Source organism: Pseudomonadota bacterium, assembly GCA_039028935.1.
In the GTDB taxonomy this organism is placed as follows: domain Bacteria; phylum Pseudomonadota; class Gammaproteobacteria; order Steroidobacterales; family SZUA-146; genus SZUA-146.
The window spans coordinates 1-15,208 of the sequence record JBCCHD010000063.1; the positions used below are offsets into that span (position 1 = coordinate 1).

General features: G+C 53.7%; 8 protein-coding genes. 5 read left to right on the plus strand and 3 right to left on the minus strand.

The annotated features are described in order from the left end of the window. Positions 1 to 239: GTP-binding protein (locus AAF465_16750; protein ID MEM7084377.1), on the minus strand; the 239-nt coding region annotated here is incomplete at its 3' end. Between the two features lie 192 nt (positions 240 to 431). Between AAF465_16750 and AAF465_16755 the strand changes: the two genes are divergently transcribed. The 3 genes from AAF465_16755 to AAF465_16765 all read left to right on the plus strand — a co-directional run bounded on the left by AAF465_16755 (position 432) and on the right by AAF465_16765 (position 8,178). Beyond that, complete coding sequence (locus tag AAF465_16755; GenBank protein MEM7084378.1) at positions 432 to 1,304, plus strand: ATP-binding cassette domain-containing protein; 873 nt, start codon at positions 432 to 434, stop codon at positions 1,302 to 1,304. A gap of 3 nt (positions 1,305 to 1,307) precedes the next feature. Next, positions 1,308 to 4,868: a hypothetical protein gene (locus AAF465_16760; GenBank protein MEM7084379.1), complete on the plus strand. Its 3,561-nt coding sequence runs from the start codon at positions 1,308 to 1,310 to the stop codon at positions 4,866 to 4,868. A 541-nt stretch (positions 4,869 to 5,409) separates the two neighbouring features. Next, a complete protein-coding gene (locus AAF465_16765) occupies positions 5,410 to 8,178 on the plus strand; it encodes a thrombospondin type 3 repeat-containing protein (GenBank protein ID MEM7084380.1) in 2,769 nt (922 codons plus the stop codon). Between the two features lie 114 nt (positions 8,179 to 8,292). Here the strand turns inward: AAF465_16765 and AAF465_16770 are convergent, their stop codons facing one another. Then, positions 8,293 to 11,235, minus strand: a complete 2,943-nt coding sequence (locus AAF465_16770) for an NAD-glutamate dehydrogenase domain-containing protein (protein MEM7084381.1) — start codon at positions 11,233 to 11,235, stop codon at positions 8,293 to 8,295. Between the two features lie 767 nt (positions 11,236 to 12,002). Here AAF465_16770 and AAF465_16775 point away from each other — a divergent pair. Continuing rightward, a complete protein-coding gene (locus AAF465_16775) occupies positions 12,003 to 13,418 on the plus strand; it encodes a M20/M25/M40 family metallo-hydrolase (protein ID MEM7084382.1) in 1,416 nt (471 codons plus the stop codon). A 213-nt stretch (positions 13,419 to 13,631) separates the two neighbouring features. Then, positions 13,632 to 14,537: an MBL fold metallo-hydrolase gene (locus AAF465_16780; GenBank protein MEM7084383.1), complete on the plus strand. Its 906-nt coding sequence runs from the start codon at positions 13,632 to 13,634 to the stop codon at positions 14,535 to 14,537. A 52-nt stretch (positions 14,538 to 14,589) separates the two neighbouring features. Here AAF465_16780 and AAF465_16785 read toward each other — a convergent pair whose 3' ends face one another. Further along, positions 14,590 to 15,075, minus strand: coding sequence for an amidohydrolase family protein (locus AAF465_16785; protein MEM7084384.1), 486 nt, complete (start codon positions 15,073 to 15,075; stop codon positions 14,590 to 14,592). Positions 15,076 to 15,208: the final 133 nt, after the last annotated feature.

Below are 15,208 nucleotides of genomic sequence, written 5' to 3' on the forward strand. Positions count from 1 at the left end.
AGTGTTATCGTTCCGTCGTCTTTATCATCCTTCGTGTTATTGTCGTCTTGGTCGTCGTTGGTACAGCAGCCGCTTTCATCTGTACCAATAATTGCAATGTCGCTCATGTCGTTCACAATGACCGCGACTTTTTTGCCTTGTCGATTGTTGAGAATGTGACTGAGCACGGTGGTTTTGCCCGCACCCAAAAACCCGGACAGGACAGTGACCGGGAGCTTTCGCTCTAAGTTTAGATTCATGATAGATCGATTTTTCGCCCGAAAAAATAATGTTATATTATAACATTTGGGTTCGCAACGAAGGCCAGTGCAATGCGTCTGTTGTCCGCCTAACCGAGAATGTGCATTATTGCGAATTGTTCTTATTTACAACTAGAATATCGAGCACATTCCAAACCGACCCCGTTTTTCTCCGTACCCACCTGGGCCACTATGACTGAATCTAACGACCCTCAAGTCACCACACAACACTTAAGCAAAACGTACGCCAATGGCGTACGAGCGCTAATCGATGTGTCGCTCACGATACCGACCGGTATATTTGGTCTTCTTGGTAAAAATGGTGCCGGTAAGTCGACGCTCATGCGTACGCTGGCCACGTTGCAACCCGCAGACTCAGGAGAGGCGTTTCTCAACGACGTAAATTTGCTGACACAGGCCGACGAGGCGCGACGCAATATTGGCTATTTGCCTCAAGAGATGGGGGTGTATCCCAATATGAGCGCACTCGAAACACTGCAGTATTTCGCAGGGCTCAAGGGACTTTCGCACATCAATCTCATGGACGAACTTGAACGAGTCAATTTGGCCGACGTGGCCCACCAGCGGCTCGACACGTTTTCGGGCGGCATGCGACGCCGCTTTGGTATCGCCACCGCGTTTCTTGGTAATCCGCAGTTGGTCATTGTCGACGAACCCACTGCCGGCCTTGATCCTTTTGAGCGACGCCGCTTCCAGCATCTTTTACTGCGTGCGGCGAAAAACTGCGTGTTGGTATTGTCATCGCATATCGTCGAAGACATCGCGGACCTCGCCGACAGCATGGCCATCTTGCACGAAGGCAAAGTCGTCGCAGCCGGTGAACCGGATACCTTGGTTAGTACGCTGAACGGCAAGGTTTGGGAGCGCACGATTGCACACGAGGCGCTCGCCGACTGGCAGGCAAAGGCGAGTGTGTTGTCTTGGCGTCCACGTGCGCGCAATCATGTTTTGCGGATCTGGTCTGGCTCTCATCCTGGCGATGAATTTTCGGCGGCCCAGCCCGATCTAGAGGACTTATATGCTCACAGCGTTTTGGGCGACTAACGTATGAGCCCACTCACAGCGCAGTTACTCATGGAATGGCGCTACCAGCGCCGGCGGCCCTTTGTGTGGATCTGCATCGCCATCTACTTTGCCATTGCGTTTGGCGATGCCTATCAAAATGGTATTGCAGTCGGCGGCTTCCAATGGGTAAACGGTGCCGACGCTGTGATGACGCGTTCGGTCATTTTGAGTTTGTTGGGTATCTTGGCGGCTGCCGGCATTATTGGCGAGGCCGCTGCCCGCGATCGCACGTTTCGCACCGAGGAAACCGTTTTATCCAGCGGTGCCAGCCGTACCGCACTCGGTTTTGGCCGCTTCAGTGTGGGGTGGTTAATTTGCGTCGCGGCCTGTATCGCGTTTGTGCCGGGAATGCTTCTTGGCTCCGCCTTGCCGGGTATCCCACCTGAGAAGCTCGGCCCTACCGATCTGTCACATTACGGTAAGGCGATCGCGTATTTTCTGGCGCCCAACTTTTTTATTGTCGGCGCAATTGTGTTCGCCGCGGGCTCACGTTTTCGCAGTCAGTCCGCTGCATTTATTGCGGGCGTTACACTGCTCATACTGTGGTTGCTCTCGCGCATGCTGCTCGGTCAGGATGTTCTACGCCATGACGTGTTTCCGATTTACTCATTGATCGAACCTTTTGGCTTCACCGCTTCTGCACAATACAAATTCGGCTGGACGGTGGCGCAGAATAATGCGCAATTTGTGCCGTTCGCGGGCCTGTTGCTTTGGAACCGCCTGATCTGGATGACCATCGCATCGCTTGTCCTGGTGTTGTCGATACGTGGTTTGCCTATGCAGCCCGCCACCCCTAAGGCAAAGCGCCAACGACAAGGTTGGTTGAGGCTGCCAGGTAGCGGCGTGGCCAGCCCGCTCGTTCTTGCTACCCGGTGGGAACTACTGTCACTGTTGCGCGTGCCTGGATTGAAACTCCTGCTGTTCCTAGCGGCCGTCTCCTTATGGCTTGCCGCGTCAAGTTCCATCACTCATCAGTTTTCACTGCCGACGACTGACCTCTTGGTACACAGCACTGATTTCTATTTCGACAAAATTCTTATTCTGGTTCTGGTGTGGTCCGCAGCCGATCTAATCTGGCGTGAACGCAGTCACCGTGTAGACGAATTGATCGACACACTGCCCACCCGCGACACGATCCGATTACTTTCCAAAACGCTGGCGTTATTCATTATCATCCTTGCCTTTTGGTTATTGTCGATCGTCGTCAACATTGCGTATCAAGCCGCAAGCGGGTTTCATCACTACGAACTGTGGCTCCATTTCACCGACTCGTTTCTGTATAAAGCACCTTATTACATTTGGATGGCCGTGTTGGCCCTCACGCTGCAGGTGGTCATTCGACGCCGTTTCGTCGCCATTGGCGTCTTTCTACTCGTTTATGTGTCGCCAGTCATGCTCGACGCGCTCGGTTTGCGTCATCCCCTATACCGTTACGGCGAAGTCAGTTTCTTTTGGTATTCGCTGATGGATGGCTACGGCCATTTCGTCAAGCCGCATCTGTGGATGTTGCTCTATTGGAGTTTGGGCGCCGCGGTTGTCTGGACAGTTGGGTGGTTGTGCTTCACGCGCGGCACCGACCCATTACCACGTCGCCGCCTTGCGCAGCGACGGCTGCAGCGCCCAAGTGCGGCTGCAATGAGTGGTGCGCTGGTCGTGTGCTTTGTCTCGGTGGGCATTCTGCTCTGGCACAAGAGTACGGCACAGGCTACTTGGCCACCGCTTGATGAAGACGCATTGCTTGCGCAGGTAGAAAAACACTACGGCGACGATTGGCGCACTCGCCCGCAACCTCGGGTTGTCGCTATCGATAGTCATATCGATCTTTTTCCTGAACAGCGACAACTGGACATCCGCGGTCGCTATACGCTCGAAAACCCACATGATGTGCCAATCGAAGACGTTTTGGTTCTCGCGCAAGCCCAGCTTGACTTACGGTCAGTGTCATTCGGACCGTACGCAACACAAATTCATCACGACGAGACGCTGGATGTTCGTCATTGGCGACTCGGTAAGCCCATGCAACCCGGTGAGCGTATCACCATGACATTTGAAGCAGGCTCTGCGCCCGCGCCGGGTGTGCAGTTCCATTCGCGCAGCGACGACGCACCGGAAGTCAGCCCTGTCGAAGTGATCGGTAATGGCACATCGCTACTGAATTTACAACTGATGCCGGCCGTTGGTTATACCGATCGCGTTGAGCACAAGCCCCGCTGGAAACGGCGTAAATACGGATTACCACTCGAGTGGATCGCGCCCGAGGGAGAGGCCGCGGAACGCCAGCCGCATGACACACTTCATCTTGGCTGGGTCGAGCGGGTGGATACCACCATTACCACGTCAGCCGACCAAATACCGCTGCATGCAGGCAACATCATTGATTCGGAAATCACCGCGAACGGACGCAAGCGCGTGCGATTTCAAATCGATCGGCCTTCACGGGGGTGGAGCGCCGTGATGTCTGGTCGCTACGAGGTCGCCAAGTTCGACGAAGGCAGTGTGCCGTTTGAAATTTACTACGCACCAGAGCACACCTATACACTGCCGCAACTTGCTCAGGCGTTTACGGATGCGATGGCGCATTTTCGCGAGCGCTATGGGGCACCGCCATTTGACACCTTACGACTCGCCCAGCAGTCTCTGCATTTTGACGGCATGGGAAATCGCGCGGGGCTCGGGTTTGCAACCGAAATTTTAGGGTGGAAATCGGATATTGAGCGCAGCGACGGCAGCGTCATCCGCAAAATGGCCGCGCATCAAATGGGCATGACCTGGTTTGGTGATCAGATCATTCCCGCCAATCTACCGGGCGCTAAGGTCATACACGCTGGCCTCCCTTATTGGTCCGCCGGACTGTACCTGCTCCAGTCGCAAGATCTCCAGCAAAGCCGCGAGCTGCGTCGCCAGGAAATGGGCGAGCTGTTTCGCAAACGCAGCGCGCTGATCGATGAAGAGTTGCCGTTCATGCTCGAGCACAAAGATTCCACCATGATCCGGATCAAAGGCATGATTCTCTTGACGTATTTGGCGGAACTCGTCGGCGCCGAAAACATTGAGGCAGCCATGGCACGTTTTCTCGATACCTGGCGATACCGTGGCGGTCCGTATCCACGAGCCGATCATCTTCTGGCTGAGCTCAAAACGTCGATTCCAATCGACTATCATCCTCAGCTGACGGATATGTTCGAGCGCGTCACACGCTGGGACACGGGTGTCATCCAGGCCGACGCAACTCCGATCGAAGAGGGTCGCTGGCGTGTGCGTGCCACGATTGATGTACATAAATATTATGCAGAAGGCCTCGGCACTGAGACCGAAGTGGAGTTCAATACGCCGGTGTATTTCGCGGTGGCCACTGATCGGCGCTTCACCGACGAGTCAGTTCTTTCACGCACACTGATGCGACCCAAAAGTGGGACTTCCGTTGTGGAAATAGAGGTAGATGAACGACCGCGCTATGTGGCGATTGACCCGGATTTTCTGCTGCCCGACACCTTCACAGGCGATCAAATACTGATTATTCCGCCCGTTAGTTCACCTGAATAACCGTTCATCGCGTTACTCGCCGGGTAACGGTTAGAAACAGCTAGACTCCGTTCTACAGCCACAATGCGCTCTGACCATCGGCGAGCGTAATTGATCATCCGGTGCTAGAGAGGATGGCAGCGCAGCCTCCGACTCGATAAACAGGGGTGGTATTCACTGTGCGGCAGCCAGTTTGTGCGCAGTCAACGGTAAGCCCGCTGGGACAAACTCCCCAAATATTTGCGTAGGCTATTGATTAATCGACTTTTTGATTCGCTTTACCGGCGCAAAACGCAGCCAGTAAGATAATCTCAGTATAGTGTCGGTAGGCACTTCGCGTACAACCAAAAACGTAAACAGTACGCGAGTGTTTGGCGCACCCGCTCGACATGGCGAATGACGGCGATACGCTAACGTAACCCCTTGCGCACCAGTAACCTTTCACCCTACGTCCAGACCGACGCGAAACCGGTTTCTATCGCTGGGTGGACACCAACAGGCAGGCCTATGAGTGGCCGCCCGTTGGCTAAGGCGACTTTGATCGAACACTAAAGGACTGATCATGATCAAAAAAGCAATATCGAATGTTCTGCTCGCCGCTATTTTGGCAAGCACCTCGGGCGGATTCACGATCGCGAGTTTCGCTGATGCGATTCAATTTGATGGTGGCCGGTTCATTCAGGGCTCATCCTATCGTCGTGTGCTGGGCAGCGTTTCATTGGGCAATGGCAATATTGCCGTCTGTGGCGCGACAACTTCGTCAGACATCGCCACATCCGGCGTCGCCTTCGAAAACATTACCGAATTTTCCTCAGGCGGTAACACGGTTGATGCGTTTGTGGCCATTTACAATGAGCAATCCATGGCGCTCGTCGCCGCAACATACTTAGGCGGTTCGAATTTCGATGAGTGCTATGGCATTGCCGTTGCCCCGGACGGTTCGATTGTCGTCGTGGGCGAAACGCGCTCCAACGACTTCCCAACGCTGAGCGCATTCGACTCGAACTTTAGTGGTTCGCGAGATGGATTTGTTACGAGTTTCAGCGCCGATCTCACCGCCGTGAACTTCTCAACGTACGTGGGCGGCAGCGGCCAGTCGCTGAGCGAAGCGCTCTACAGAGTGGATATCGCCTTAGATGGGACGATCCATGTGGTTGGCACCTCCAACAGCACCAATCTACCGGTCACCGAAATTTTCAATAACCGCGCGTGTGGGACACACGACTTCAGTTCAGTGCAAAACGATTTGATGTACGCTCGATTCAAGTCGACAGGCGCATTGCAAAATCTATATTGCATCGGTGGCAACTCTGGTCGCTCCGCAGGTTATGATGTTGTCGTCGGACCGCAGAATAAAGTCTACGTAGCAGGTCGAACCGACTCAGGTACGTTCACCTACCCTAACTCGGTCACTGATCTAACCGACCCACTTGCTGAAAACCGGCATTTGTATTTACTCGAGATCGACAATGTGTCCGGTATCGTCGAACGCGCCATACTAGTCGTTGACCGCCTTGGTGGATTTCCCTACATAACGGACATGGCATTTACCGACAACGGTGAACTGCTCATTGCCGGCGCAGCCGATGCGCCAGGGTTTACCGCCACGGCAAATGCGATAAAAACGCTGCCAACCGAGACGGAACTCAGTACGCCAGAAGAGGAAGACTATTTTTATGCCGCCTTTCTCATGAGGCTGAACCAAAACGTTGACAACATTGAGTACGCCACTTATTTCGGTGGCGACACAACCGATCAGGTGATACGCAACATTTCAGCTAATTCGGCAGAAGAAGTTTGGGGAAGTCTAGAAACAATTGATCGGACGCTGCCAACGCTCAATGGACCGACTGTTCCGCCAAGGCCACTGAGTAAGGAGTTTGTGCTAGCCGCAGAATCATCGGGTGCGCGAGTCTTCGGTTTTAAACCCGCGATTTTCTCATCAAGTTCTTTGTTCGCCACGCTGGCGCAAAGCGGACAAAACTACAAGTCGAACTACAGCCTTGGCAGCTCGAGGCTTGGCTCGATAGAGCCCGCAGACGGCATCGTTGCCGACACCCGAGACATTGCGCTAGACGACAGGGGATTTCACCAGGGTGTCATTGTCAACTACAACGACGTAAACGTGGCCTTCGAGAGCAATTCGTTTGGTGACACAACATTTGGCGCGAGTGACGATAAATCAGTGCGGGCGGCTCTGGGTGGTGACACCATCTTTGTCGCGAACGAAAATCAGCCCAATAGAATTTATTCATGGGTTGCCAGCCCCACGATCACCGAGGTTGGCACCTTTGGCAACAACGACGACCCGATTATCGACATCGAACACTCTAACGCCAATACGTTCTATGTAGCCGAGCATCCCAATAGAATCATCACGTACACACCAGCCGGCGATGTTGTCGATGAGATTCAGATTGACAACGTTGTTATCTCAGAAATTCGATACCAACGTTTCCTCAACGCTCTTCTCATCACCAATTCAATCGGCCCGAGCCTATTATTGCGAATTCCCGATGGCGATTTGCTCAGTAATGCAACGTCGATCACCATCGATAACACGCTCACCAATATTCAATCACTGGTCATGGCGTCAGTCGGATTTGACGATCTTATATTGGCCGCTACCGACGACGCGATTCACGTCTATAAACTGCTTGTCGACGAGAATTGGGCGATCGAAAAAACCTATCAAACGCCGACCACCTTGACAGGTTCGCGATTCGGGGAAGGACGATTTGGTACAGCAGAGGACGTTCTAGCTATCGCCAATCTGGATGGACCTGCGGCTTATCGTCATATCAATGCGGCGGATTTTTATATCGGCACGTTCAATACGGTTAGCGGCCAGCAGCTATCCGGATCCTATTTTGGCGGCTCGGGCAACGACTACTGCGCGTGCGCCATGACGCTAATGGAGTCAGGCGATATTATCCTCTCCGCCAACACCATTGCTGTCGACATGACCGGCTTTGTGGATACTGATTTTACTCGGGCAGAAAAAACCGCGCTCGTGCGGATCACACAGATCGACGACATGCTTGATACCGATGCCGATGGCGCACCCGACTTCAATGACAATTGCACCAACGTTGCCAATTCGTCGCAAATTGACAGCGATGCCGACGGCTACGGCAACGCCTGCGATGGTGACTTTAACAACGATTGCTCAATAAACTTCGCCGATATCGCGGCCTTCTCAAACAAATTCCTGAGCGCCGATGACCTGTACGACATGAACGGAGACGACATCGTCAACTTCATCGATTTCACTTTATTGACTGGTTCTTTCCTTTCACCACCCGGCGCAGGACTGGGAAACTGTCAATGAGGTTTTTCACTAAACCCAATGAGTTCGAAATTAGAATAAAAGATGGGCAGCGTCGGTTGAAGGATCGACAACGCGATTAGCGGCGATAACTGACTCAGCACATGTTAGTTCACATCAAAGAGTCTTTTTGCGAAGTGCCGCTGCCACGCCGCCGGCTTCGAGCAAATCGGCAATCGTGTCGCGATTCTTTAGGTTCGAGCCGCGCACCTCATTGGCCAATGCCTCAACGGCCGCTTCTTCGATGAAGTAGCGTTCCGCCAGACGCGCCACCGTTTCAGGCGGCATTGACTCAAGCCAGTCCAACCCTTCCCGATAGACGATCTTGCTGGCTAGCGACGATGCAATGATTCGATTCAGATACGCCTTTGGAATGGTCGCAAACACCTGCTCTCCACAATGCTCAGCGAGCACAGCCGGGAGATGACGAATCACCATTTCGCGCGTACGTTCTGGATGGCCATTCCACAGCTGGTTAACGCGCTCGGTGATAGCGTCCGTGGCGCGATTGATCGCCTGACTTAATCGTACGCTCAGCTCGGGCAGGTGGATAGCCGGTTTGTGACGATGCTCGCGAAACAGTGCGTCTGCTTCAAGACGAGCAAACGCACGTAGCTTGTCTAATACCTGCGCCACATATTCATCTTTAATATTCAGAAACGCCGCCTCATCAAGCAGCATGCTGGCGATGATTTCAAAGCTACTGCAAATCACACCGGCTTTATTGGCGGAGCTGTCTTTCACGATGATCGCGCCTTTTTCTGAGAGTCTGGCGCGCGCCGTCGGCGTGATGAATAAATTTGCGCCTTCGACAATGACACGACTTGATGGCGTCCCGTCAGCAGTCAGAAACGCTTCCCAGTTGTGCTCGTTGATCGTTGCCGGTCGCCCGCCTGCCGGAATAAAGGCGTCACTGGCAACACGATTGTGCAGCGTATCACGCTGCTGGCTTCCCTGAGGGTCCTCAATGCTCAACACACGTCCACGCGGGCCGATAAGATCAAGTTGGAATTCAGCGATGGGCAATTCGCTTTTAACGAGGCGAATCAGTTCCTGCGCATCCAGTCCATCGGGGTCTTCCGCACAGCCACTGCCATCGGCAACACCAACAATACGCACGTTGTCGCCATACTCGCGATGGAGAATGAGAATCTCGTTGCCCGCAACATCGCCATCAGGCCCGCCGGTTATCTTGACCGAAAAACACTGCTTCATCGGGTCAATACCAACAAAACGCAGGGCGTTGTCGAGAAACACAGTCACGCCCTCGCTGGTAACGCCGTAAGCCTTATGATTAATTCCCGCACCTGGCTTCGAGCTGATGAACGCCTCCGGTGTGGGGTAGCCACGCCGCGCTGCGCGCTCAACCACCCATGTGATCAGCCCGTTTGACACATTTTCATCCGGCCCCAGATACAGCCACTCTTCGCGATTAAGATAGTCGGCGTGTAGTACATCCATAAGAGGGTCGGGAATAGTCAGGTCGAGTAGTCCATCCGTAAACGCTCTCCCCACTGAGTCAAAGTGCGCAGAGGGCGCGGCCAATACAACCGCTTTTGACCCGCCTTCGGGAATGTCTTTGTTCTTTTGCTGTTGAGCAAACGCCAGTCCATAGGCTTCATCGTAGTGTCGCTCGCATTCAAACGCATATTGTTCCCGACCACGAGGGCGAACGATACGCACGCCGCCGCGCGCAATATCGCGAAAGCGCACATGAAAGCCATCAAACTGACTACCAAACACGTAGAACACGCCAAATGGCAACTCGGCACGCTCTTCGCTTGCCAGAAAACTTGGCGCCACGCGCAAAGCCAATGCACGCCGCCTTGGTAATCGATAATTAGTCCTCAAGACGGAAGCGACTGCTTGGGCCAATGTAATAAAAATGGTCTTTTCTTCGTCACGGCAGGCGCTTTGCTGCACCGTTTCAATGACCGCATTCCATGCGGGTGTTTCGGACTTGTGCTCGCCGTTAACAGCAAAGCGAAATTGAAACGCGTGGTAAACCGCCATCGATAGGTCACGAAATCGCTGCAAGCACGCGCGAATGCGTTCTCTGGAGTACAGTAAGGGCGCCTGTTTCACTAGCTGTTGATGCGCGAGGTGAGACAAACCGGTCAGCACTTCAGCACCCAGTAGATCACCATCGGTTACAGTCTCAGCGAGACCGAACACCGACTCATCTAAATGCAATAATCGGCGTAACTCAAACTCCAATGTTTGCCACTGTTCGTCATCAGCGCTCAGTGCTTTGCCGTTTCGTTGAACGAGAAAGTTCAACAGCATAATGCCTTCGACACCGTCTCGACGAAAACTGTCCAGATAGGCGCGTTGAATATCGACCTGGCAGCGCCCCAGATGCTGACTGATGCGCTCGAATACGCGGCGCGGATCGTATTCGGCAAACCCGATAGTTAAACGACTTAAATTCGTTTCGTGATGCGAAGTGAGTTGCACCAGCGTATCGCCGCTTTCTCGAATCGAATCGACGACTTGATAATGACGAAACACCTGCTCCAGCGGCGTGGACAATAGATAATTGGCATCGCAACTCAATAAAAAAGCCTCTCCTTTTCCTTGCGCGTTGTCATCCTTGATATGCTGGGTAATAAACGACAATGCCTGCTGCGCCTTGGATCGCTGATGAGTGTCATTCGCGTCATAACCCACGTGATCACCCAGATGAAACACGTCGAGCACTCGCTGTCCATCTGTTGCGGTATACACCTGAGCGGAGATCAGCGGCAGGCTACGCGGGAGCTGTCGAACAAATTTGCTAAGCTGACCCGGATAGCTGCGATTACTGATAAACGTATAGCGATTGCCGTCCAGCTCGCGCAGAGTCACCGTTTGCGAAAGCCCACTGGCTTCAGCTGCAATAATTGCTTTGAGATGGGCCAGACGCATCGCCTGAGTCGTGCCGTCAAAATAGGCGCGAGGCATCGTTTTCACAAAATTCGGCGCAATATCGCTCACCGCTTGCTGCATGTCGTTAAGCAGCTGGGTGGTGATCGAGTCGTTGATGACGGTGTATTCGTCGGAGGGAGAACGTCTATCCATAATGCTCTGTTACACGAGTGCAGTTAGATTGAGCGCTGAAGAGAAGCCTTCCATTTCTCAGCACGCGGAACAATTGACGTGCAAAATTGGACCTGTTCGATACGGCGTCCAGCTGCGCTTACCAATTTTCGTGATTCGGATCACATCATCACCGAATAGGGTAGCCAATTCTACCCATCCGCAAACCCTTTTGGCGTGCATGGCGCACTGATTTTGACACAATTGACAGTCGGGCACGACAGAACGAACTGTTTTAGTGCAAAAATCTCTCCGAAGCGCCCATTACTTAAGCCAGACAGCACACACTCATCTATCGAGCGGGACGCCGACCAAGACCTCCCGTCCCGTCCAAGAACTTGACCATTCTCGCCACACCCCATTGATGAGGTGCTCCTCAAGTAGCGACAACCGCACACCTTGAGCACACGCCCAGAGTCCGAGTAGACGCTAAAACAATGCTCAAGTCTGTGTCCTGTCTAAGCCAAAGGCGCGCTCATCGACCCCACACCTACGAACATCAGAATCAGTGAAACTATCGGCTTCTTCGTCGAACGCCGTTTAGCGAATAGGGCCAGCGATCATCACATCACTTAATGTCCGAAATAGTTTCTGCCAGACAACACCTTAGCGTTTCCGCCGCGATCCAGCAGGCATGGGCGACCCGTGCGTGCACGCTCCCGATTGCTTCCACTTGCGGGTTGAATCCCCTACACTTTAGCTCTGAATCGCTTAGATTCTTCCCTTTTTTGCTCTCCCGGAGTCGGTGAATGCGCCCGATCGATACGTTAAGGCTCGCCTCGCTGGTCATGGCACTGATCATTCTCGTCAGTGTTCACGCCGAGTCCCCAATAATTAATGAAGCTCAGTCGGTTACCGCAACACAACTGATCGACTCCGCGCTCAAAAGCGAGCTGGCGTTTGAAATCGTCGAATCGCTGACCACCGAAGTAGGTCCAAGACTCGGTGGCTCAGAGGCCGAAGCGCGTGCGCGCGAATGGGGCGTTAAGCTCGGTAAAAAATTGGGTTTCGACCGAGTCACCGTGGAAGAATTTTCGATGCCTTTTTGGGATCGAGGTGATTTGACGATTTCGCTACAATCGCCCTATCAACAAGCCCTTTACGGTACAGCGCTAGGTGGCGCTGCGCCATCCAAGCGAGCGATCCAAGCCCCGGTTTCTTACTTTCGCGACTATGAAGCACTCACGGCCGTGACCGATGGCGCTATCCAAGACACTATCGCGTTTATTGACGGCGACATCATGGTTAAGAGTCAGACGGGCGCCGGTTATGGCCAAGCCAATCAGCGCCGACGCTCAGGTTGGCAACACGCACAACGCGGCGGCGCGCGTGCATTGGTTGTGCGGTCGGTCGGTTCCGATTCGCGCCGCTTTCCTCACACCGGCATGATGAGCCGAGATGGCAACAAGTGGTCCACCATTCCGGTCATCGCCATTTCCAATCCCGATGCCGACCACCTGCGACGCTTGCACAACTTGGGAAAACCGCTCGAAATCGCCTTGCACTCGTCGTCAAAATGGAAAGGCGACACCACAAGCGGCAACGTTGTATTGGATCTAGTGGGCAGCGAGCGACCCGACGAAATTGTGCTCATCGGTGGGCACCTCGACAGCTGGGACTTGGGCACGGGCGCCGTTGACGACGGCGCGGGAGTCGCCATTACTGTGGCCGCCGCCGCACTGATCAAGGCACTCCCAGTACGACCTAAGCGGACAATCCGCGTGGTCATGTTCGGCGCAGAAGAAGTGGGATTGCTGGGTGCTAGAGCCTATGCTGCACAACATGACGCTGAGATCGCCAATCACATTCTGGCAACTGAGTCAGATTTTGGTGCTCAAACCATTTGGCAATTGGTGTCCAACGTGAACGAAGCGGCCAATCCCTTCATTGACGAAATCGCCCGCATTCTACGACCTCTGGATATTGTTCGTGGCAGTGCGACCGAACCCGGCGGTGGGCCGGATATCATTCCACTGGCGCTAAAAGGCGTGCCCACCATTCGCCTCAAACAAAATGGCCGCGACTATTTCGACCTACATCATACGCCCGACGATACACTGGACAAGATCGACCCCGCAGAGTTGGCGCAAAATGTGGCCGCCTATGCAGCAACCATCTATTTGATCGCGGACTCGGAAATCGAGTTTCGAAAAGCACAACAATGAGTGCAATGCGGATTCCCCTGCTCCGGGCCGAGCGCGATTCCATCTTCTTGCGCGCGTTATAGACAACGTGCAGCACAAAAATGAGACGTCAACAACGTGATGCGCACACTGAAACGCTGTCTACCACTCGCTGCCACGGTCGTGATGACCTGCAGTTGTGTTAATGCGATCCACAATAGTCATAACGAACGGTCATCGCTCGACGCATGCGCGGTGGAATTTATTGTTCTTGGCATAGGACAAGATGCGGGTGCACCCCAGATCGGCCAACACGAAGACCCTGCCTGGACCGATCCGCGACAGCGCATGTGGGCAACCTCGGGCGCGCTGATCGATCACCGTCTTGGCGCGCAGTATTTGTTCGATGCAACTCCCGATATTCGTGAACAACTGCATCTATTACATACGATCACCACTGACTCACATGTCTCGGTGTCCGCAAAGCATCCGGCACGGCGAGAGCGGTCCCTCGGATTAGACGGCGTGTTTCTCACACACGCCCACATTGGACATTATGCCGGCCTAATGTTTGTCGGCCATGAGTCGGCAGGTGCTCATCGACTACCGGTTTTTGCGATGCCACGCATGGCGGCGTACCTAACGTCCAACGGTCCCTGGGACCAACTCGTACGATTTAACAACATCGAACTGCGCCCCATGACCAACAAACATGCGGTGACGCTGTCGAACGACCTGGTTGTCACGCCTTTCCAGGTTCCGCACCGTGACGAATATTCAGAAACGGTTGGCTTTACAATCACTGGACCTGGAAAGCGCGTGCTTTTTCTACCCGACATCGACGACTGGGATCGATGGCGCACCGAATATGGCATCGACATTGAATCGATGCTCGCCGACGTGGATGTCGCCTTCCTGGATGCCACGTTTTTTGACAACAATGAGCTGCCCGGGCGGGACATGTCCGCCATCCCGCACCCGCGCTTGATGGCGTCGATGCAACGGTTCGCTACCCTGCCTTTGGAACAACGTCAACGCGTTCGATTTTTCCATCTCAATCACACTAACCCAGTGCGCTTTACCGATTCTGATCAATACAAACAGATGCGGTCATTGGGGTTTGCACGCGCGCATCGTGGCGAACGTGTGTGTTTAGAGTAACCCCGCGTTGACAGTGTAGTGGCCCGCGGGCGACCGTGCGCGAGCCCTCTCGTTAGTCGGATACCTGACTCGCCGTGGACCTTATGAGCGTTGGCGCCGCCGCAAACGGCTTAATGCCAAACTGTGGATAGATTTGATCGGGGAAGTACAGCACGCCATCGGAGGCCACCATTTGAATTTTTCTTAACTGTGACAGATCCTGCGTTGGGTCACCGGGCACTAAGAAAAAATCCGCGTACTTGCCTTTCTTGATCGATCCAAGGTCCTCGTCTTGATCAAGATAAACCGCCATATCGTACGACGCTCGACGCAGCACTTCGGCCGGTGACAGTCCGATCTTCTCAAACAGTTCCAGCTCGCGATGATACGCGAACGAGCCCCCGAGATCGGTGCCGGGAAGCAGCAGGATGCCTTCCTCATGCATGAAACTCAGCATATCGAGCACCACATCAAACGCCGCTACGTACTCTGCACGTTCCTCATCGGTATCGGTACCAAATAGCGCCTTTTTATAGGAGCGCTGCTCGTTCGTCGGCAAATGGTCGATGATATCGCGCGCCTTGTAGCGGCAACGCCTAATGAACAAATAAAACAGAATAACTCAGCGACTCGAGCGCCAACTGAGCAAACAGCAGGGTTACAAAAAGTTGCTCAGCAGCAAACTCAATTAC